The organism is Stenotrophomonas sp. ZAC14A_NAIMI4_1, from assembly GCF_003086915.1.
In the GTDB taxonomy this organism is placed as follows: Bacteria; Pseudomonadota; Gammaproteobacteria; order Xanthomonadales; family Xanthomonadaceae; genus Stenotrophomonas.
In genome coordinates this window covers 4,045,795-4,066,275 of record NZ_CP026002.1, presented here as the reverse complement: position 1 = coordinate 4,066,275, position 20,481 = coordinate 4,045,795, and the positions used below count along the sequence as shown (strand labels likewise).

Below are 20,481 nucleotides of genomic sequence, written 5' to 3'. Positions count from 1 at the left end.
GGGCCGAAGCGCCCCGTCCCTTTTTTGTGGGTCGCTGTTGGCCGTCACTTTCCAACTATTGGAATGGAAACGGCCGGGGTGGGCGTGGACACTGGTGGCCCCCTTCCATGGTGGACCTCCGATGCGTTTCCTTGCTTCCCTGATGCGAGCGTTGTTGCTGGCAGTGGCCCTGTCGGCTGCCCACCCCCTCTCCGCCACGCCCATCATGATCGTGGGCCCCGCGTTGGAGGATGCCTTCGAGGGCTCTGACGTGGTGCCTGGCCTGAAGCAGTTGCTCGGAGGGGAGTACGCGGCGTTCCGGCGCAACTTCGACGAGTCGGCGGTGTCGGTGCCGCTCAAGAATGGTGGCTTGATGGTGGTCGGGTGGCGGCTGGGCTTTCCTGATTCCTACGGAGCTGTCGTTGTCCTGCATCCAGACGGAAGCCTGGACGCGGCTTACTACAATGCGGGCCAGCGTGCCCCGCGTTACTTCTCGAACGCGGACCAGCCCCACCACTTGGCGCTGCGGGCCTGGTCGAGGCAATACGTTGGCGATGCGCCGCAGGTCTTTCCGGACGGTTGGGATTCGCCAGTTGCTGTGGATCTTCCCAGCGAAGAAGACCAGGCGGCCATGCGGGCCGTTGCCGCTGCGATCTGGTCGCCAACCCTGGCGCAGGGCTGGAACATGAACACCGAGGTGGGCCGCGTCCTTGGTGAGACAACCAAGTACATCATGGACTGCTCTGCTGCCTTCAGCCTCGTGCCGAAGCCGGTGGGTTGGGTGCCCGGCTGGGCGTATGTCGCAACGACGTCAGTCCAGATCGTCGCCTATGTTACGGGGGCCTCGGCGCATCGGGTCTATCGAACCTGTGTCATCGGCACCGCCAGCCGCCAGCGGCCTTTCATCGAGCTGGCGTCTGCCGAGATCTGAGAGATGGGTGCTGCTTCCATGTGGGAACTGCTGGGGCAGATCATTACCGTGGCCCTGAACCATGTTGGCCATACCCTTGGCCGATACAGCGGGCGCGTCCTGCTGCTGATGTTGCTGGTCATCGCGATCAGCTGCGCTGTCCTGATCTCATGATGTTCTGCCGGGTGCATCCACGCATGGCGTGGATCTACTGGTCTGGTAGATCCACGCCATGCGTGGATGAATTCAGTAGATCCACGCCATGCGTGGATGCATTCAGTAGTTCCACGCCATGCGTGGATGCGATACCTGGCGCGGTGTCCACGCGCAAAAAGAAAACCCGCTGCCTGCGCAGCGGGTTTCCGGTCCTGCTCCCCTTGTGTGTCGCCGGGCATGGCCCGGCGCTACCGGTGGGTTGCCGGCCAGCGGCCGGCACTACCGATCGTGGTCAGAACTTGTAGTTCACGCCCAGCACGTAGGTGCGGCCCCACTCGATGTATTCCAGCGGGCGGTCCGTGGTGCCGGCGTAGGTGCGGTACGGCTCGTTGGTCAGGTTGCTTCCCTGCAGCAGCAGGGTCAGGCCACGCATGGCGCTGCTGTCGCTGAAGGTGTAGCTGATCTGCGCATCGGTCACGTTCTCGCCCACCACGTAACGCAGCGTGCGGTTGCCGTTGAAGTTGCCGATCTCACCGATGAAGTCCGAACGACGGCGCTGGCTCACGCGCGCTTCGAAGCCGTTGCGCTCGAAGTAGGCGGTGAAGTTGTACACGCGCTCGGACAGGCCGGGCAGGCTGATCGGATCCGAACCAACGCTGGAGGCGCTTTCCGGGTCGAGGATCTTGATGTCGCTCTTGTTGAAGGTGGCACTGGCCTGCACGCCGAAGCCGCGCAGGCTGTCGGTCAGCATGTCCAGCGGGAACGATGCAGTCAGTTCCAGGCCCTTCAGCGTGCCGCCCTTGCCGTTTTCCGGGGTGGAGAACGTGCCGGTGGTCAGCACCGGTGCGGTCATGCCCGGCGGCGGCACGTAGCTGCCCAGCAGGTCGGTGAAGTCGTAGTCGTCCACCGACTGGGTGTAGACGTAGCTCTTCAGGTCCTTGTAGAAGATCGCGGCGGCCACGTAGGCCTTTTCACCGAAGTACTTCTCGTAGGACAGGTCCAGCGCGGTGGCACGCCACGGATCCAGCAGCGGGTTGCCGCCGCTGCCGCCGGGCTTGCCGGTGGCGGTATCCACGCCGAACTCCAGGCCGGCACGCATCTGGTCCACGCGCGGGCGCGCGACCTGCTTGGCCGCGGCGAAGCGCAGCGTCTGCTGGTGCGGGAACATGAAGGCCAGGTTCAAGCTCGGCAGCCAGTCGTTGTAGGTCTTGCCGTTGGAATACGGCTGGATGTTGCTGCCGGCCGGCTGCGAGCTGTCCCAGTAGCGCGAATCCGAGCTCTGGTCGGTGTGCTGCATCTGCACGCCGATGTTGCCGCGCACACCCACCTCACCGATGTCGGTGTTGATGTTCAGGCGCGCCCAGGCGGTGGTGATCTTTTCCTGCACCACCCACGACTTCGGGATCAGGTAGTCGAGGTTGTCGACCGGGTTGAAGGTCATGTAGCGGCCCACGGCCGCCGGCACGTTCCATGCCGGGATGTAGCCGATGCCGGCAAAGCCCAGGTTGACCGGCGAGTACTGCAGGTCCGAGGCGATGTTGGCATCGCCCTGCGCACCCAGCAGGATGTTGCCTTCGGACTGGGTCTTGGTCTTGCGGCGGTCGGCGTAGTTCACGCCGACGTCCACGTCCGGTGCCCACGAGGCGATGGCCTCGGGCAGGGCGATGGTCGCGGCCAGCTTGGCGCCCTTCAGGCGGTCTTCCACCTGCGGCACCTTGCCGTAGCCGGAGCCGTAGATGGTGTTGGTCAGGAACAGCGCATTGGGATCGGAGTAATCCAGGCCCGGGCTGATCTGCGAGAAGCCGTTCGGGCGGATCTGCAGGCCGATGGTGTCCAGCTGCGGCATCGGGGTCAGCTGCAGGTTGTTTTCCAGGTTCAGCTCATCGCGCGTGGCCTTGGAGTAGTTCACATCGGCGACGAGCTTGACGCTGCCGAAGGTGAACTCGTTGTTCCAGCCGAACGCATCGATCTTGTCCTTGCGCTTGTTGTACATGCCGCGCACCAGCGGGTACACGCCGCTGGCGGTGCCACCGGTGAAGGTGCCATCGGCATTGACCTGCGGGTTGCTGATCAGCAGGCCCGGGGTATAGCCACCATTGAAGTTGCTCAGGTTGAGCTCGAACTGGTTGGCGGTGTCGATCTGCTCGGCTTCGGTGTGGAACGCATCGAAGGTGCTGGTCCAGGCGTTGTTCGGCCGGAACTGGATGGTCGCCATCACGCCGTCGCGCTTGTTGTTGCCGGTACGGCGCAGCGCCTTGATGCCATCGGAGAAGTACGTGCCTGCGGCCACGCCCGGGCGGTTGCCGTTGGTGGTCTGCTCGGTGGTCCACGGCTCGTACAGGCCGACCTGGTTTTCCTGGATCGGGTTGTCGCTGTGCGCGTAGCCGATCGAGATGCCCAGGGTCTTGTCGAAGAACTGGTCGATGTAGCTGGCGCTGAAGCGGTTGCCGAATTCATCGACATTGGCGGCTTCGCCGAGCGAGCTCTTCTGCAGGCGGCCGCTGACGGCGATCACGCGGTCGGGGAAGCTGAGCGGGCGCACGGTCTGCATGTCGATGGTGCCCGACAGGCCCTGGCCGACCAGGGCGGCGTCCGGGGTCTTGTAGACGGTCACGCCGTTCACCAGTTCCGAGGGGTACTGGTCGAACTCGACGCTGCGGTTGTCGCCGGTGCTGACCACTTCACGCCCGTTGAGCAGGGTGGTGGCGAAGTCGGGCGACAGGCCGCGCACGCTGATGACCTGGGCACGGCCGGCCACGCGCTGGGCGGCCAGGCCGGGCAGGCGGCCCAGCGATTCGGCGATGCTGACGTCGGGCAGCTTGCCGATGTCTTCGGCCGAGATCGCTTCGACCACCGAGGTGGCGTCCTGCTTGATCGCAATGGCGTTTTCGATGCCGCGGCGGATGCCGGTGACCTGTACGGTGTCCAGGTTGGTGGCGGACGTACCGGTGGCGGTTTCGGTGGACTGCGTGGATTGCGCCGATGCCAGCGACGGCACCAGTGCAACGGCCAGCGCCAGACTCAGCGCGGTGCGCGTGTGGTTCAACATTTTCCCCTCCCAGGCAATGTTGTAGAGCATCTTGTGGTCGTCCCGGCGGTGCCGTGGACGTGCGACGCGGTGGCCGCTGTCGTCGCCGCTATGGTAGGCAGCGGCTTCTCCGCGGGAATCACCCTGCATACGTATTCAATGGCTTTCGCAGCGTTGTAATCGATTCCAGTGCCCGTATCCCGATAGTGCCGGCCGCTGGCCGGCAACCACGCGATGCGGATGGATGCCGGCCAGCGGCCGGCACTACCGTTCCATTCAGAGCGGGGTGAACCGGATCGCTTGGCCACCGCCCGGTGCCAGTACCAGGGTCAGGGCATCGGCGCTGGTCACCTCGCGGGCCTCGCGCTTGAACGCGAACGGATTGCTGCGGAAATCCGCACCGTCGCCGTCGCGGTAGATCTCGGCGCGGTAGCGCACGCCCGGTTCCAGGAAGCCCAGCGATACCGGCAGCACGCGGCCGTGTTCATCGGTGATGCTGCCCAGGAACCAGTCACGGCTGTTGCGGTCGCGGCGCACGATCGTCACGTAGTCGCCCACTTCGCCATCCAGCACGCGGCTCTGCTCCCAGTCCACCGCGACGTCCTCGATGAAGCGGAACGCCTCGCGGTGCTGCAGGTAGTGCTCGGGCAGGTCGGCGGCCATCTGGATCGGGCTGTACAGCACCACGTACAGCGCCAGCTGGCGGGCCAGCGTGCTGGGAATGGCCTGGCCGTGGCGGCCCTTCAGGCTGAGGATGCCAGGGGTGTAGTCGAACGGGCCGGCCAGCATGCGGGTGAACACCAGGTTGACCTCGTGCTCGGGCGGGTTCGGCGGCTGGCCCCAGGCGTTGTACTCCATTCCGCGCGCGCCTTCGCGCGAGATCCAGTTGGGGTAGGTGCGGCGCAGGCCGGTGTCCTTGATCGGCTCGTGCGGGTTCACCGACAGGTGCCGGCGCGCGGCTTCCTGCACCACCTTCAGGTGGTGGCGGGCCATGAACTGGCCGTCATGCCACTCGCGCCAGAGCGGGCCGCCGGCCGGATTGCGGCGGTCGACCTGACCGTCATCGCAGACGTAGCCGGTCTTGAACTGGTCCACGCCCAGCCGCGCATACAGGTCCAGCGCGGCGCCCAGCTGGTCTTCGTAGTGCTCGATGGCGCAGCCGGTTTCGTGGTGGCCGATCAGGTGCACGCCCTTCTTCAGGCCGTACGCGGACAGCGCCTCGATGTCGAAGTCCGGCGTGGCGCGGGTGAAATCGAAGTCGTAACCGTTGCCGACCCACATGCCGTCCCAGCCGGGGTTCCAGCCTTCCACCAACACGCCGCGGAAGCCGTGCGCGGCGGCGAAGTCGATCACCTTCTTCGTCTTCGCGGTGGTGGCGGCGTGCTTCGGGCCGGTCGCCCAGCTTTCGTTGTCCAGGTGCATCGACCACCAGACGCCCAGGTACTTGGCCGGTTTCACCCAGCTCACATCGCCCAGTGCATTGGGTTCGTTGAGGTTGAGGATCAGGTCCGATTCGACCAGGCCACCGGCGCGGTCGGCGATCTGCAGCGTGCGCCACGGCGTGGCGAACGGCAGGGCACGGCGCACCTTCCAGCCTTCGGCCGAGGGCGAAAGCTGCGCGCGCAGGCGCTGGCCCTCGGTGCGGCGCAGCCACATGCCGGCGTAGTCCACCAGCGCGGCCTCGTGGATGGCCACGTGCAGGCCATCGTGGCTGCGCAGGGTCATCGGCGTGTGCACCAGCGGCACTTCGCGCAGCGGCGTGCGCTGGTACAGGTACTCGTAGTGGATCGGCTCGCCGGCCGGAATCCACCAGGCGGTTGAATCGGGGGCGATGGCGAACTCGGTCAGCTCGTCATCGATGATCGCCTCGCGCAGGTTTGGCTGCTCGGGGAACACATAACGGAAGCCAAGGCCGTCGTCGTACACGCGGAACACCACGTCCAGGCGGCGCTTGCTGCCGGTGGTTTCGGCCAGCTGCACGGTCAGTTCGTTGAAGTGGTTGCGGGTGACCCGGCGCTCGCCCCAGGGCTGTTCCCAGGTGTCATCGACGCTGCGCTGCTGCTGGCCGAGCAGGGCGAAATCGCGGTCCAGGCGGCCATCGCGCAGTTCAAAGCCCAGCTTCGAATCGGCCACCACGGGCTCGCCGAAGCGCTCGACGCGGTAGCGCGCGGTGCCACCGTCCAGCACCAGGCTGACCTTGAGCACCTTGCCCGGCGATTCCACGCTGGCCACCTGTGGCGCGGCCTGGGCCAGGGCAGCCAGGCCCAGCAGGGCCAGGCCGAACACGTGCGCGAACATCGCGCGGACTGCAGCAGATGAAGCCGGCATTTCCCCTCCCAAGGCGCCGTTGGCAGATCCGGACCATAAGCCAGCGTGGGCGCCGCTCTTCACGCAACTGCGATGAATACGTATGCAACTGGCCGCAGGCTGCGGCGCCGCGTCTACCATGGGGCCAAGGCACCTTGAGGGAGGCGCCGCGCCCGCGCACCGTCCAAGGTGGCGCGGACCCACAACGGTGCAGAGAGGGAGGGAGGTCGACGGGCGCAAGCCGGTCTGCCGCTTCGATGCTGAAGATCATTTGCCTGACGGCTGCCCTTGGGGCAGCGCTGGGAACGACCGCGCACGCGGCCGACCTGGAATTCAACGGCCGCCATGCGCGTGCCGAAGCCGCTGCCAAGGGCAGCTTTGTCCTGCATGCGCCCAAGGGCGAGGTGCAGATCGCCGCCGCGCCCATGCGCAGCCAGACTGGCAGCGTGATGTTCGATGCGCTGTTCGCGCTGGCGCAGCAGGAAATGGACCAGGACCGCGTGGACGCGATCCGCGATCCGTCCTTCGACGAAGGCCGACCGGTGCCCTGCGACTGCTTCCAGACCGGTGCGCGCTGGCCTTACGTATGGACCCGCGATCTCAGCTTCGCCGCCGATCTGGCACTGGCCAAGCTGGACCCGCAGCGCACACGGCAGTCGCTGCAGTTCAAGCTGTCGGCCGCGCGCGATGGCCACACCCCTGGCCTGTTCGTCGCCCAGGACACCGGTTCCGGTGGCAGCTGGCCGATCAGCAGCGACCGCGTGGTGTGGTTCCTCGCCGCGCGCCACCTGCTGGATGATCCGGCGTTCGCCGACCAGGTGTGGCAGGCGCTGCAGGGCACGCTGGCACAGGACCGGGCGATGGTGTTCGACGCGCAGATGGGCCTGTACCGCGGCGAGACGTCTTTCCTGGACTGGCGCGAGCAGACCTACCCGGACTGGACGCGCGAGAACGTGCGCTTCATCGGTGATTCCTACGCGCTGTCCACCAACGTGCTGCACTACCAGGCGCTGCGCCTGGGCCAGCAGATGGCCGCGCAGCTGGGCGACGAGCGCAGCGAACAGTACAAGGCCTGGGCCGACGCGCTGGCGCTGCAGATCGATGCACGCTTCTGGCGCGAGGACATGGGCCAGTACATGAGCTACATAGGCGAAGCCGCGCACCCGGTGCCGTACGCCAAGGTCGATCTGCTGGGCCTGTCGCTGGGCATCCTCGCCGACGTGCTGCCCGCCGGGCGCGCGCAGCGTGCGCTGGCCGCCTACCCGATGGGGCCGGCCGGCAGCCCGGTGGTGTGGCCGCAGGAAGCGCAGCAGCCGATCTACCACAACCGCGCCATCTGGCCGTTCGTCAGCGCCTACTCGCTGCGTGCCGCGCGCAAGCTCGATGATGCCCCGCGCATCGCCGCCGAAATCCGTTCGCTGATGCAGGGCGCGGCACTGGCCGGTTCCAACATGGAGAACTACGAGCTGGTCACCCAGGCCGTGCACGTGGACGAAGGCGCGCTCAGTGGCCCGGTGGTGAACTCCGAGCGCCAGCTGTGGTCGGTGGCCGGTTACCTGGCCATGGTCAGCGAAGGCGTGTTCGGCCTGCAGGACGATGGCAGCGTGCAGCCCAAGCTGCCGGCCAGCCTGGTGCCGGACCTGTTCGGAAAGCAGCGCCGCATCAGCCTGGAGGCGAACGGCAAGCGCTATGTGCTGGAGCGGCCGAAACAGCTGGGCGACGGCCTGCTGGTGGCCGGCAAGGTGAAGACGCGGGGTGCGACCACCACCGTACAGCTGGTGCCGGCCGCTGCCGCGCCGCGTGATGCGGTGGCCAGCGCCGACGCCAATGCGCGTGCACCGGCCACGCCGGCCGCACCGCAGGCCAGGCGCAGTGGCAAGGGCTGGACCGTGGCCGTGGCCGCCGACCAGGTGCTGTGGCAGGACGGCAATGCACTGCAGCCGGCCAAGGGCGTGGCCCGCGTGGGCGACGATGGGCTGCAGCATTGCCTCAGCCTGACCCGCCGCGACGGTGCGCTGGAATCGCTGCACAGCCCGATGCTGTGCGTGGGCCCGCAGCAGGTGCTGCGCGGTGACCGCCAGTGGCGCTTCAGCAATGCCAAGGCCGGCCATGTGCGCCTGCGCCTGCAGTACAACAACCCGAACGGACCGATCAACACCGGCGTGACCGCGGCGGTGAAGCAGTTGAACCTGCAGTGCGCAGGCCAGCCGGCGCAGCGGCAGACCGTCACCCTGCCGCACAGCGTTGCCGCGCAGGAATCGACCGCGGCCAGCTTCGCCGTGCCGAAGGGCCGCTGCACGGTCACCCTGGAAGAAGGCTTCAACATGAGCGCGCTGGAGCACTTCGCGCACTACACCGGCGGCAAGGGCGGGCGCGAAGGCGTGCTCAACCAGGCCCAGGTGCAGGCGCTGAAGGTGGCGCCGGTCGCTGCGGTCGAGGGTGCACGATGAGTCGTCCCGCCAAGCCGCAGCTGTCGTTCTGGCAGATCTGGAACATGTGTTTCGGCTTCCTCGGCATCCAGTTCGGGTTTGCCCTGCAGAACGCCAACGCCAGCCGCATCTTCGAAACGCTGGGGGCATCGCAGGACGCGGTGCCGGGGCTGTGGATCGCCGCACCGCTGACCGGCCTGCTGGTGCAGCCGGTGGTGGGCTATCTGTCCGACCGTACCTGGACGCGCTGGGGGCGACGCCGCCCGTTCTTCATGATCGGCGCGGTGCTGACCACGCTGGCCCTGCTGGTGATGCCGAACTCGCCCACGCTGTGGATCGCGGCCGGCACGCTGTGGGTGCTGGATGCCTCCATCAACGTGTCGATGGAACCGTTCCGCGCGTTCGTCGGCGACCAGCTGGCGCCGCGCCAGCGGCCGACCGGCTATGCGATGCAGAGCTTCTTCATCGGCGTCGGCGCCATCGTCGCCAGCTTCCTGCCCTTCATCCTCACTCACTTCGGCGTCAGCAACACGGCCGTGCCGGGTGAAGTGCCCGACTCGGTGCGCTACGCGTTCTACTTCGGCGCGGTGGTGCTTCTGGCGGCAATCAGCTGGACGGTGTTCAGCACGCGCGAGTATTCGCCCACCGAGCTTGCGTCCTTCGACGATGCCGAGCCGCCCACGCACCACGCCGGTGCCGCCGTCAGCGGGCCCGCACCGTGGGGCCAGGTGGCGCTGTGGCTGGGCCTGGGCGTGCTGCTGGCAGCGCTGATCGCCTGGCGCCAGGGCGACAAGATGCTGTACGTGCTGGCCGGCCTGTGTGCGGGTTACGGCCTGCTGCTGGCGCTGGCCCGCCTGTTGCCCGGCCCGCACATGCTGGCGGCCATTGTCGGCGACCTGCGGGCGATGCCGGTGACCATGCGGCGCCTGGCCTGGGTGCAGTTCTTCTCGTGGTTCGCACTGTTTGCGATGTGGATCTTCACCACCGCCGCCGTGGCCGGCACCCACTTCGGTTCCACCGATCCGCAGTCGGCGGCCTACAACGAAGGCGCCAACTGGGTGGGCGTGCTGTTTGGTGCCTACAACGGCTTCGCTGCACTGGCCGCGCTGCTGATCCCGCCGATGGTGCGCGCGCTCGGCCTGCGCTGGAGCCACCTGGTCAACCTGTGGCTGGGCGGGGCAGGGCTGATCTCGATGATGTTCATCGATGATCCCCGCTGGCTGCTGCTGTCGATGGTCGGCGTGGGCTTTGCCTGGGCCTCGATCCTGTCCCTGCCGTATGCCCTGCTGTCGGACAGCGTTCCGGCGGCAAAGATGGGCGTGTACATGGGCATCTTCAATTTCTTCATCGTGATCCCGCAGCTGGTGGCGGCCAGTGCGCTCGGCTTTGCCCTGCGCGCGTGGCTGGGTGACCAGCCGATCCACGTACTGGTGCTGGGCGGCTGCAGCCTGCTCGTGGCCGGTGTGTGCGTGCTGCGGGTTCCGTCCCGTCCGGAGGTGGTGTGATGCGTGGTGTGCTGGCTGTTGCTGTTTCCCTTGCCCTGTTCGCCGGCCCGGCCGTGGCTGCGCCGCGCCCGGACTATGTGGGCACCACCGAGCCGTTCGCCAGCGATGCGGTGTACTTCGTGGTCACCGACCGTTTCGTCAACGGCGATCCGTCCAACGACCACCGCGACCAGGGCGGCAAGCACCGCACGTTCGACATCCCGGTGCCGTGCCCGGACAAGGTCGACGGCAACATCGGCTACCTCGGCGGTGATTTCCGCGGCGTGCTGGACAACGCGCAGTACATCCGCAACCTCGGTTTCGGTGCGGTGTGGATCACGCCCATCGTCGACAACCCGGACGAGGCCTTCACCGGCAGCAAGCCGATCAGCTGCACCAGTACGCTGACCGACCGCGGCAAGACCGGTTACCACGGCTACTGGGGCATCAATTTCTACAAGCTCGACGAACACCTGCCCAGCAGGGACCTGGATTTTGCCGGCCTCAACAAGGGCCTGCACGATGCCGGCCTGAAAGTGGTGCTGGACATCGTCGGCAACCACGGTTCGCCTGCCTGGACCATGCCCAAGCGGCAGCCGCAGTTCGGCCAGATCTTCGACAAGGACGGCACGCTGATTGCCGACCACCAGAACCTGCCGCCGCAGAAGCTGGACCCGAAGCACAAGCCGCTGCACGCGTTCTACAACAACATCGGTCCGGTCGACGGCAAGGACGGCTCCATCTTCGACGGCAACCTGGCCGAGCTGTCCGACTTCAACCAGGACAACCCGGCGGTGATGGATTACCTGGTGGGTGCTTACCTGCAGTGGACCGCACAGGGCGTGGATGCGCTGCGCATCGACACCATCGGCTGGCTGCCGCACCCGTGGTGGCATGAGTTCGTCAACCGCATCCGCGCCGAGCACCCGGGCATGTTCATGTTCGGCGAAGCCTTCGACTACAACGCGGCCAGCATCGCCGAGCACACCTGGCCGGCCAATGCGAACGTGAGCGTGCTCGATTTCCCGCTGCGTGGCGCGCTGGAGCAGACCTTTGGCACCACCGGCAAGGGGTTTGAAACGCTGGCCGAGCCGCTGCACCTGACCGGTGGCCCGTACGCCAACCCGTACGAGCTGATGAGCTTCTACGACAACCACGACATGCCGCGCCTGCAGGCGAGCGACACCGGCTTCATCGATGCGCACAACTGGCTGTTCACCGCGCGCGGCATCCCGGTGGTCTATTACGGATCGGAGACCGGCTTCATGCGTGGCCGCGCCGAACACGCCGGCAACCGCGCGTACTTCGGCCAGCAGCGCGTGGACGATGCACCGCAGAGCCCGATCTTCGCGCCGCTGCAGCGCATCGCCAAACTGCGCGAAGCCACCCCGGCCCTGCAGCGCGGCCTGCAGGTGAACGAACGCCTGCAGGGCGACGAGGCGGTGTTCTTCCGCGTACTGCAGCACGGTGGCGTGGCGCAGACCGCGCTGGTGCTGCTGAACAAGGGTGATACAGTGCGCAGCATCGAGGTGGCGCGGTACCTGCAGGCGGGTACCTGGCGTGATGCGCTGGGCGGCACCGAACTGAAGGTGAAGCGCTCGCTGAAGGTGGAGGTGCCGGCGCACGGCGTGAAGGTGTACGTGCTGGATGCACCGGTGCAGCAGCCGGCCCTGCAGGCCGAGCTGGACAAGGCGGTGGCTGACCAGCAGGCGCGGGACCAGCGGTTGAAGCGGTAGTGCCGGCCGCTGGCCGGCAGCTCCAGATCATTGGCAGATGCAACTGCCGGCCAGCGGCCGGCACTTCGGCAAGGATGGGCTGAATGATGCGACGTTTACTGATACCGCTCTGTGCTGGCGCGGCCACCGGTGGCCTGATCGCCGCCGTGACCTTTCCGTGGCTGGCGCGTACCGCCGCCATCGCGATGCCGCGCAGCTTCAATGTGTACCTGTGGGACGCGCTGGTGGTGTTCGGCCTCGGCGCCAGCCTGGTGGCGTTCCCGCTGATGCTGCTGGCCCTGCGCCTGGCCAGCGCACGCGGCACGGGTGTGGCTGTAATGCTGGTGGCGGCCCTGCTGGCGCTGGTTGCGGGACTGGCCGCGATGGATGCGCTGCAGGGCGGCGGCAGCGTGCTGATGGCGTGGGCCGCGGGCATGCTGCTGGCTGCACTGGTTCACGGTTTCTGGCGGTCGTCCTCCGCGCTGAACGCCCAGCCCCAGTAGAGCCAGGCCATGCCTGGCTGAATTCCGGTAGCGCCGGGCCATGCCCGGCGGGAGCCCCGTGCAAACAGTCGAGCAAGCTCGACTCTACAATAGGCATCCCCCGAAACCTGCCGTACCGCCATGACCGACCTCGCCCCGCAGACCCCGATCGAAACCCTGCTGAAGGCCGCCATGGACGGGGCCGTGCCGATCCGCGCCTTCATGGAAGCCTTCGTGGCGTCGGAGGTGGTGCTGTTGACCGGCAGCCTGGTCACCCCTGACGGCAGCGGTTTCGACCCGCTGCTGTTCGACAAGCAGGGCACCCTGCACGTGGCTGTGTTCACCGATCCGGCGCGGGTCGGCATCCATTCCCAGCAGGCCCCGCACCAGATCCGCTGGCTGATGCTGGACGTGCTGCGTCGCGTGCCGGGTGGCTACGGCGTGGTGGTCAACCCCGGTACGACGCTCGGCTTCGAGATTTCCGCCAGCGGCGTGGGCGAGATCCTGAAGGACTTCGCGCAGGGGTGAATGTTCTGCAGAAGCGGGCCCTCGTCCGGGTGCTTCGCCGGTGGCGCCGGCTAGCCAAGGTAATAACCGCGGCACGTCGTGCTTTCTGATCGGCGTCAGCGGTGCCGGACGGTGTTGTCCGCGCCTGGCACTTGCCAGGCAAGGGCACCCTGCTAGAGTCCGCAGACCGAAGGATCGCAGGGGGGGCGTCATGAGGGAGTCGCAGGAGAAGCTGCAGCGCATTGTTGATCTGCACACACACGTATTCAACGCGCGTCATCTTCCGCTTGAGAGCATCATCAGGAATGCTCTCGGAAACTGGTCCAGCCTGCTCGCAGTCGGCATTGCCAAGTTGCTCTATGAATTGACCGGAAGTGCTGGAGAGGAGGCGGAGTTCGCCCGGCTCAAAGCAGAGCACGCCAACGCCCTGATTGCCCATGAGAGTGTTGGCGAGCTGGACTACATCGATTCGATCTGCAACATCACAGAGCATCAGGTGCGGCGCGGCGCCACCCAGGAGGGTGTGCTCCACGACGATCTCGTTGCTGCTCTGCGCGAGCTCGATGGGATCGACTACGCTCTGGAAGGCTGGAGCGGTGACCCCGATCCGGATGAGTCCGAGGGGATCGAGCCCCTGGCGCCTGATGCGATGCCGGCCTGGGCACGGCGGGTGGTGAAGCGGGCACTGCGAAGAATGACCGACCTGATCCGGCCCAACGAAAACAGCATCATCGACAACTACGCGGAGTTTTTCTTCACTTTGCTGGCGAGCGAGGATGTGATCCTGAAAAGGCTGCGTGATGCCTACGGCGAAACGCCCGCGCCGATGGAGTTCGTGCACTACATGATGGATATGGAACTTGCATATCCCGGGCGCAGGCCTCCCAGGTACAAGCTTGACGAGCGCAGGGCGAGGATGCAGGAGCTGGCGCTGAAAAACCAGGGCCTGAAAGGATTCTTCGCTTTCGATCCACGACATAAGGACTGCGTTTGTCTGGCGGAAGATGCACTGGAGAAGGGTTTCCTTGGCTTCAAGTTCTACCCTGCGATGGGCTACCGCCCGCATGCCGATGAACACTACTCGGACCGGATCGAAGCGTTCTACGATCTCTGCTTGAAAGAGGACGCACCAATTTTCGCCCATTGCACTCCTGTAGGCTTCGAGAGCAGCCATCTCAGTGGGCGTTTGGCCGATCCGGTGCACTGGCTTGAAGTGCTGAAGGAGCGCAGGACGCTGCGCCTGTGCCTGGGTCATGCCGGTGGTATGAGTGCGCCGAAGCGCAATCCGATTTCTGCGGGGTGGGCCGCTTCCAGCGAGGTCGAGTGGGCGAAGGGCAACTATGCGTGGCAGGTGGTTGATCTGTGCGTCCAATACCCCAACGTCTACTGTGAGGTGGGCCATCTGGAGGATCTGCTGAAGGGCGACGGCATGAAACGCTTCGAGCAGAACCTCAGGCGCGCCTGTGAAGCCGGTGGCGATTTTGGATTCATGGACAAGATCGCATATGGGTCAGACTGGCACATGCAGGCGATGGTCAATTCGGCGCGTCCCTACCTGGGTCTTTTCCTGAAACTGTTTGAGAATGAGCCATGGTGCGGGTACAGGGAGCGCTTCTTCTGGCGCAACGCCTACGCCTACCTGAGGCTGCCGCGATGAGGTAGACGCAGGGTGCTGTGATCCGCATTGATGCAGAGGGTATTGATGGAGTTCAACGTACTCACCGGCGATGCACCGGAACGGCAACAGCTGGCGCAGTGGTACCACGCGCAATGGGGCCAGGACGCCGGCCTGTCGCTGGAGCAGGAACTGCAACGGCTGAACACGCCGCAGGATGCCGAGGGTTTCCCGCACCTGATCGTCTCCTTCGATGGAGACCAGTTGGTGGGTGCGGTCCAGCTCAAGCGCCGCGAGATGCAAGCCTTCCCGCAGTACGAGCATTGGCTGGGCGGCGTGTTCGTGGCCGACAGTCATCGCCGGCGTGGGCTGGCTGGTGCGCTGGTGGAACAGGCCGCGGCGCAGGCGGCGCGGATGGGGGTTTCCGACCTGTACCTGCAGACCGAAGTGTTGGATGGGGGCCTATATGCGCGGCTGGGCTGGACGCCAATCTGCGAGGCTGACAGCCACGGGTATCACGTGCTGGTGATGGTGCGGAGGCTGCACCCATGAACGCTCCCACGCCCCGCCATTCCCGCTCCGCGCTGATCTTCCTGGTCGCGGCCATCGTTGCCGCACTGTTGGCCCTGCCGCTGCTGCGTGCCGTCGGCATCGCGCAGTGGCCGGTATTCGCCCTTGCGTGGCTGATCAACCTGGGGGCGGCCTGGCATCTCGGGCAGTGGGCGCGGCAGCAGGGCCGGGCGGCTTGGGCCTTCGGTGGGCCTGCGCTGCTGGGTACGGTCGCCTCGATCGTGGTCTATGTGCTGCTGGCGTTGCTCGGGCCGAAGCGCGGGACATCGCCGCGAGGGTGATGCGGGGAAGCCCTGCCAGGCATGGCCTGGCACTACTGGAATCAATCCGGGTAGTAGAGCAGGGCGGAGCCCTTGGTCAGAGCCTCTTCGTAGAACCCGGCGAAGCCACGGTAGGCATCGGTGTCCAGCACATCCACCTGCAAGCGGCCGCAGCGCAGGTCGGTGATCTCATCAAAGCCGAATCGTGCGCATTCGGCCTGGGCCAGGTCGAACGCATCGCGCTCTTCGTCCTGCCGCAGGAACAGCATGGCTCTATGCAACGCGCCTGCTTCCGGCGCATTCCATTCGAGTTCGGACGCGCCTGCATAGCGGCCCGTAAAGCCATAGACCATCACGATCACGTTGCATCTCCAGGCAGGATGGCGGTGGTACCGGGCATGCGGCCCGGCACCACCGCCAGCATCACATCGAAACCTTCTTGCGGTTGTCGTCGCTGACGCGGTCGATCAGCTTGTTGTACGGATCAAACCCCGCCTCGTCCGGCTTGCTGTCCACCGTCACCGTGATGGTGGGCTCGGCCGTGGTCACATGGTGGCGTTGCAGGTACAGCACCTTCTGGTCGCGTTCCTTGCCCGACGGCCCGTTGGCGAACACGCCGATCTCGATCCAGTCATCCATGCTGCCATCGCTCTCCTGGCCCTTGCCGTCGGCGTACTGCTTGGCCGCGTGCAGGACCAGTGTCACGTCGTAGCGACCGTCCTCGCGCTTGCGCGCGCTCGCGGACATCACCCGGTTGTCGTAGAAGCTGATTTTCTCGAACAGGTCGGTGACGAGCGCCTGGCGATCTGCCGGCGTTTCGGCGCGGATGTAGTCGAGCAGTTCGCGCGAGGTGGTGTACGGCGGCTGCTGATAGCCCTTGTCCTGCAGGAAGCGTTTCAACGCACGGTTCAGGGCCTGCTCGCCGATCTCCTCACGCAGCCGGTAGAACACCAGCGATCCCTTCTGGTAGTGGATGTACTGCTGGTTTTCCACGCGCTCCAGCGGCTGTTCCTCGATGGCCTCGCCGCCGCGCCCGGACAGGTAGCCATCCAGCTCGCGCTTGAGGAACTGGCGCATGTGCTGGCGGCCGTACTCCTGCTCCATCACCATCAATGCCGAGTACTGCGACAGCGACTCGGACAGCACCGTGGCGCCCTGCACGTTGGCACCGATCACCTGGTGCGCCCACCACTGGTGGGCAACCTCATGGGCGGTCACGTAGAACACGTAGTCCACCTTGTCCGGATCACGCAGGTCGGCGATGAAGCCGATGGCCTCGGAATAGGGAATGGTGTTGGCGAAGGACTGCGCGAAGCGGGCATAGCCGGGGAATTCGATGATGCGCACCTGGCGATGCTGGTAAGGCGTGAAGTTCGCTTCGTAGTAGGCCAGCGACTTCTGCACGGCTTCAATCATCCGGTCCACGTTGTAGCCGTGCGCCGGATCGAAGTAGACCTCGATCGGGATGTCCCTGTACTTCGCCCTGCGCACTTCCCAGCGTGCCGACAGGTAGGCATAGAAGTTCAGCATCGGCCGGTCCATGGCATAGCTGAAGCAGCGGCGGCCATTGACCGTGGTTTCGTACTGCAGGTAGCCCGGGGCCAGCGCCACCTGGTCCGGCGCGGTGCAGACCGTGGTGCGGAAGTCGAGCCAGTCGGCATCGTTGGACACATAGGTGCTGGCGCGCGCGGCCTCGTCTTCCAGCTTGGGCATGCGCCGTGGTTCACCCAGGCCGCGCTTGCGCCGCTCATTGCGGTCGCTGATCTCGGCACCTTCGTTGTAGCCGAAGGAAGGCAGCACGCGGCTGTTGAAGAACGTGCCGTTGTCCACGATGTTGCTCGGCGCCTGGCCGGCGGTGATGCCGTCGGGCTTCTGCATCACCCGGAAGTGCACGTCGCGGGTTTCACCCGGTTGCAGCGGCGACTGCAGGCGGTAGATGCGGTAGCCAAGATCGGCGTCGTGCATGGCCAGGGTCTGTCCACCCAGATCGACGGCGAGCAGTTGCTTGTCATCCCCCATCGAGACGTGCACGTCCTGGATCGGGACGGCATGGGTGTTGCGCACCTTCCAGTGGGCGTCGATCACCATGGACTGCGATTCGGGGAACAGGTCCACGCGGTTGTCCACTGCCACGATGCGCGGCTGCGGCAGCGTGCGGTACCTGGACAGCTCGCGCTCGTAGCGGGCCTGCAGGTCCAGCTGCTGGTCGGGGGAAAGGAACTCGTTGCGGATGTTGGTGCTCCAGTACAACCAGCCACCCACGACGACGAACGCCAGCGCAGCGACCGCGGCGAAGGCACCGGTCGGACCGCGCAGGCGGCGGCCGGCCAGGGCCAGGCGCTGGCGCAGGCCCTGGCTGACACCGCGTACCCAGAAGGCCGAGGCCAGGCACATCAACGCAAGCAGGAACAGCGCCCAATAGCCCTGGAATGCCAGCTGCCCGGCCAGGAAGTGGCCATAGCCGTTCATGTCCGAATAGGGGGCATTGGGCCAGCTGCCGAAGTTGTAGATGTTCTGCGTGTAGTCCAGCATGCCCAGCACGCCCTGGCCGATCATCACGATGATCAGCAGTGCATAGCCGACGAACTTGTTGTTGGTAAGCACCTGCAGCACCAGCGCCAGGCCACCCATCAGGATGTAGACCACCGAATCCAGTGCCAGGCTGCGCAGGTACAGCAGTGGCTCCAGGTGGGTGTAGCCCTTGGCCAGCTGCACGCCCATCGCCGCCAGCGCGCCAGCGGCCTGGAAACAGGCGATCACTGCCAGCAGCGCGGTGAACTTGGCCAGCAGCGGCACCCAGTTCGGCACGGGCATGGCGTCGGTCACTTCATTGATGCGTGCGCCGCGTTCCTTCCAGACCAGCTCGCCGGCGAAGAACAGCACGATGATCACCAGCAGCCAGCTGAAGGCGCCCTGCAGGGCCATGACCATCTGCGAGGTGACCGGCCAGATCGAAGTGCCGTACAGCGTCTGCCGGAACAACGCGCTGGGCAGGAAGTTGGCCAGGCCCAGCACCAGCAGCACGATGAACGGCACGCTGCGCAGGACGCCGCGCGTATCGAAGCGGACCTGGCGCAGGAACTGCTGCCACGCCGTGCCCGCGGTGAACACCGGTACCACCCGCGGCAGGGGCGCGCGGGTGGGGCGGACGGCACCCGCATCGGCGGCCGACGGCGCCTGCCTGCGGCCCCAGCGGCGGCGGCCGCTGCCACTGCGTTCGGTACGGAACAGGGCAAACGTGGCGGCGAACAGTGCTGCCGCCACGCCCAGCCACAGGGCGCGGTTGGCCAGCAGGTAGCCGGCCAGTTCGGGGATGCCGCCGTTGCGTTCGGCGGTGGACCAGTAGCGGATGGTACGGCCCAGCGCACGCATGCCCAGCGGCTCGCTCAGCACCGCGATCCAGGTGTTGTCGATGTCACGCAGCAGGGCGGCGCTGGCACCGTACAGCACCAGGTAGGCCACCAGGCCGATGTACACCCAGAGGATCGAGCGGGTCAGCGCCGCCAGCAGCGACAGCAGTGCGGTGGTGAACAGCAGGTTCGGAATGACGATGACCGCGAAGGCCCAGGCAAAGCCCTCCCAGCTGATCGGGCCCATGCGCTCGGGATCGACCCACGGCATGAACGGCGCCAGCCACACGCCGAACGCAATGATGATGTAGACCAGCAGCCCGGCCGCGAGGGCCGCGGCGATGCGACCGGCCAGGTAGTCGCGACGCTTCACCGGGCTGGCAAAAATCAGTTCGGCAGTGCCCAGTTCGAAGTCACGCAGCAACGCGTTGCTGACGAACAGCGCGTTCACCAGCATCCCCAGCAAAGTGAAGATGCCGAGCATCTGCGCGATCACCGTCGGCGCATTGCTGTGCACGTTGCCGCTGCCACCACCGATCTGCACCGCATCGCTGGAGGCGGCGGCGAAGGCGAGCAGGGCGAACAGCCCGGCCAGCAGCCACAGCAGGGGAGAACGCAGCTGCTCGCGCAGCTCGAAGCGGAAGAAATTGAGGATCATGGCGTGCTCCGCTCAGGCTGCCGCGCGGGCACGCGCCTGCAGGCGCAGGCGCTGGAAGTAGACGTCCTCGAGATCGGGGGCCACGGCACGGAAGCCATCGCCGGGATCGCTGGCACTGTGGATATGGATGACCGGGCGGCCACCGACCAGGCGCGTGGACAGCACCACGTAGCGCGCCTCATGGTCGGCCAGTTCGGACGGGTCCACCTGCTTGCGCCAGACCTGCTGCTGCAGGGCCTCGATGGCATCGGTGGGGCGGCCGGTCAGCAGCACCTGGCCCTTGTTCATGATGGCCATGCTCGGGCACAGGTCGGTCACGTCCTCCACGATGTGGGTGGAGAGGATCACCGCGACGTTCTCGCCGATGGCTGCCAGCAGGTTGAGGAAGCGGTTGCGTTCCTCCGGGTCGAGGCCGGCGGTGGGCTCATCGACGATGACCAGGCGCGGATCGCCAAGCAGGGCCTGGGCGATGCCGAAGCGCTGGCGCATGCCGCCGGAATAGGTGCCCAGTTTGCGCTTGCGCGCGTCCCACAGGTTCACCTGCTGCAGCAGGCCGTCCACCACTTCACGGCGCTGCGCGCGCTGGGTCAGGCCCTTGAGCACGGCAAAGTGCTCCAGCAGGTCGAGCGCGCTGACCTTGGGGTAGACCCCGAAATCCTGCGGCAGGTAACCCAGGCGGCGGCGCACGGCATCCTTGTCGCGCAGCACGTCGATCGGCGATTCGCCGGGAATGGTCAGCACTGCCGTGCCGCTGTCGGCTTCCTGCAGCGTGGCCAGGGTGCGCATCAGCGACGATTTGCCGGCGCCGTTGGGGCCGAGCAGGCCGAACATGCCGCGCGGGATGTCCAGGGTGACCCTGTTCAACGCGTGGACGCCGTTGGCGTAGGTCTTGGACAGCGAGTCGATCTGCAGCATCCGCGTACACCCCTTCCCTGTATGAATGGCCGTTTATCGCGCTGAACAGGGGCCCGGTCAAACGCCGTTGGTCATGGTGACCCTCATCCGGAGGCGCCAAAGCCGTGAAACCAACC

At 66.2% G+C, this 20,481-nt stretch carries 15 protein-coding genes; 10 read left to right on the top strand and 5 right to left on the bottom strand.

The window, feature by feature from the left end; all coding sequences use genetic code 11:
• Positions 1-121: 121 nt before the first annotated feature.
• Both C1926_RS21885 and C1926_RS21940 read left to right on the top strand, forming a co-directional pair.
• On the top strand, positions 122-910 hold the full coding sequence (locus C1926_RS21885; protein WP_254057328.1) for a hypothetical protein: 789 nt from the start codon (positions 122-124) through the stop codon (positions 908-910).
• Positions 911-928: 18 nt separating this feature from the next.
• Entirely contained in the window at positions 929-1,063 is a 135-nt protein-coding gene (locus tag C1926_RS21940) for a hypothetical protein (protein ID WP_301554036.1), read from the top strand.
• Between the two features lie 274 nt (positions 1,064-1,337).
• Here C1926_RS21940 and C1926_RS18560 read toward each other — a convergent pair whose 3' ends face one another.
• On the bottom strand, positions 1,338-4,094 hold the full coding sequence (locus C1926_RS18560; protein WP_174214108.1) for a TonB-dependent receptor: 2,757 nt from the start codon (positions 4,092-4,094) through the stop codon (positions 1,338-1,340).
• A gap of 255 nt (positions 4,095-4,349) precedes the next feature.
• Complete coding sequence (locus C1926_RS18555; RefSeq protein ID WP_254057327.1) at positions 4,350-6,371, bottom strand: glycoside hydrolase family 97 protein; 2,022 nt, start codon at positions 6,369-6,371, stop codon at positions 4,350-4,352.
• Between the two features lie 266 nt (positions 6,372-6,637).
• On the opposite strand from C1926_RS18555, the gene C1926_RS18550 reads away from it, so the two are divergent.
• From C1926_RS18550 to C1926_RS18515, 8 genes are all read left to right on the top strand, one after another.
• The gene (locus C1926_RS18550; protein ID WP_108760215.1) at positions 6,638-8,830 is read left to right on the top strand and encodes a Six-hairpin glycosidase-like protein; all 2,193 of its coding nucleotides are present in this window, start codon (positions 6,638-6,640) and stop codon (positions 8,828-8,830) included.
• Complete coding sequence (locus tag C1926_RS18545) at positions 8,827-10,314, top strand: MFS transporter (protein WP_108760214.1); 1,488 nt, start codon at positions 8,827-8,829, stop codon at positions 10,312-10,314. Before C1926_RS18550 ends, C1926_RS18545 begins: the two co-directional genes overlap by 4 nt.
• Complete coding sequence (locus tag C1926_RS18540) at positions 10,314-12,029, top strand: alpha-amylase family glycosyl hydrolase (RefSeq protein WP_108760213.1); 1,716 nt, start codon at positions 10,314-10,316, stop codon at positions 12,027-12,029. Before C1926_RS18545 ends, C1926_RS18540 begins: the two co-directional genes overlap by 1 nt.
• A gap of 86 nt (positions 12,030-12,115) precedes the next feature.
• Positions 12,116-12,511 (top strand): hypothetical protein, encoded by a 396-nt coding sequence (locus tag C1926_RS18535; protein WP_216822031.1) that lies wholly within the window; start codon positions 12,116-12,118, stop codon positions 12,509-12,511.
• 120 nt (positions 12,512-12,631) lie between these two features.
• Entirely contained in the window at positions 12,632-13,018 is a 387-nt protein-coding gene (locus C1926_RS18530) for an SseB family protein (RefSeq protein ID WP_079220982.1), read from the top strand.
• A 190-nt stretch (positions 13,019-13,208) separates the two neighbouring features.
• Positions 13,209-14,654: an amidohydrolase family protein gene (locus C1926_RS18525; RefSeq protein ID WP_108760211.1), complete on the top strand. Its 1,446-nt coding sequence runs from the start codon at positions 13,209-13,211 to the stop codon at positions 14,652-14,654.
• 45 nt (positions 14,655-14,699) lie between these two features.
• Positions 14,700-15,164: a GNAT family N-acetyltransferase gene (locus tag C1926_RS18520; RefSeq protein WP_108760210.1), complete on the top strand. Its 465-nt coding sequence runs from the start codon at positions 14,700-14,702 to the stop codon at positions 15,162-15,164.
• Positions 15,161-15,463, top strand: a complete 303-nt coding sequence (locus C1926_RS18515) for a hypothetical protein (RefSeq protein WP_108760209.1) — start codon at positions 15,161-15,163, stop codon at positions 15,461-15,463. The genes C1926_RS18520 and C1926_RS18515 overlap by 4 nt, the downstream gene beginning before the upstream one ends.
• 41 nt (positions 15,464-15,504) lie before the next feature.
• Here C1926_RS18515 and C1926_RS18510 read toward each other — a convergent pair whose 3' ends face one another.
• The 3 genes from C1926_RS18510 to C1926_RS18500 all read right to left on the bottom strand — a co-directional run bounded on the left by C1926_RS18510 (position 15,505) and on the right by C1926_RS18500 (position 20,365).
• Positions 15,505-15,804 (bottom strand): hypothetical protein, encoded by a 300-nt coding sequence (locus C1926_RS18510; RefSeq protein WP_159095152.1) that lies wholly within the window; start codon positions 15,802-15,804, stop codon positions 15,505-15,507.
• 61 nt (positions 15,805-15,865) lie between these two features.
• The gene (locus C1926_RS18505; RefSeq protein WP_108760207.1) at positions 15,866-19,450 is read right to left on the bottom strand and encodes a M1 family aminopeptidase; all 3,585 of its coding nucleotides are present in this window, start codon (positions 19,448-19,450) and stop codon (positions 15,866-15,868) included.
• Positions 19,451-19,462: 12 nt separating this feature from the next.
• Entirely contained in the window at positions 19,463-20,365 is a 903-nt protein-coding gene (locus tag C1926_RS18500; protein ID WP_108760206.1) for an ABC transporter ATP-binding protein, read from the bottom strand.
• Positions 20,366-20,481: the final 116 nt, after the last annotated feature.

Coding starts and splice junctions, on each gene's coding strand:
- C1926_RS18560 (WP_174214108.1), bottom strand. CDS start 4,094: ATGTTGAACCACACGCGCACCGCGCTGAGTCTGGCGCTGGCCGTTGCA.
- C1926_RS21885 (WP_254057328.1), top strand. CDS start 122: ATGCGTTTCCTTGCTTCCCTGATGCGAGCGTTGTTGCTGGCAGTGGCC.
- C1926_RS18550 (WP_108760215.1), top strand. CDS start 6,638: ATGCTGAAGATCATTTGCCTGACGGCTGCCCTTGGGGCAGCGCTGGGA.
- C1926_RS18525 (WP_108760211.1), top strand. CDS start 13,209: ATGAGGGAGTCGCAGGAGAAGCTGCAGCGCATTGTTGATCTGCACACA.
- C1926_RS18520 (WP_108760210.1), top strand. CDS start 14,700: ATGGAGTTCAACGTACTCACCGGCGATGCACCGGAACGGCAACAGCTG.
- C1926_RS18540 (WP_108760213.1), top strand. CDS start 10,314: ATGCGTGGTGTGCTGGCTGTTGCTGTTTCCCTTGCCCTGTTCGCCGGC.
- C1926_RS18505 (WP_108760207.1), bottom strand. CDS start 19,450: ATGATCCTCAATTTCTTCCGCTTCGAGCTGCGCGAGCAGCTGCGTTCT.
- C1926_RS18530 (WP_079220982.1), top strand. CDS start 12,632: ATGACCGACCTCGCCCCGCAGACCCCGATCGAAACCCTGCTGAAGGCC.
- C1926_RS18535 (WP_216822031.1), top strand. CDS start 12,116: ATGCGACGTTTACTGATACCGCTCTGTGCTGGCGCGGCCACCGGTGGC.
- C1926_RS21940 (WP_301554036.1), top strand. CDS start 929: ATGTGGGAACTGCTGGGGCAGATCATTACCGTGGCCCTGAACCATGTT.
- C1926_RS18545 (WP_108760214.1), top strand. CDS start 8,827: ATGAGTCGTCCCGCCAAGCCGCAGCTGTCGTTCTGGCAGATCTGGAAC.
- C1926_RS18500 (WP_108760206.1), bottom strand. CDS start 20,365: ATGCTGCAGATCGACTCGCTGTCCAAGACCTACGCCAACGGCGTCCAC.
- C1926_RS18555 (WP_254057327.1), bottom strand. CDS start 6,371: ATGTTCGCGCACGTGTTCGGCCTGGCCCTGCTGGGCCTGGCTGCCCTG.
- C1926_RS18515 (WP_108760209.1), top strand. CDS start 15,161: ATGAACGCTCCCACGCCCCGCCATTCCCGCTCCGCGCTGATCTTCCTG.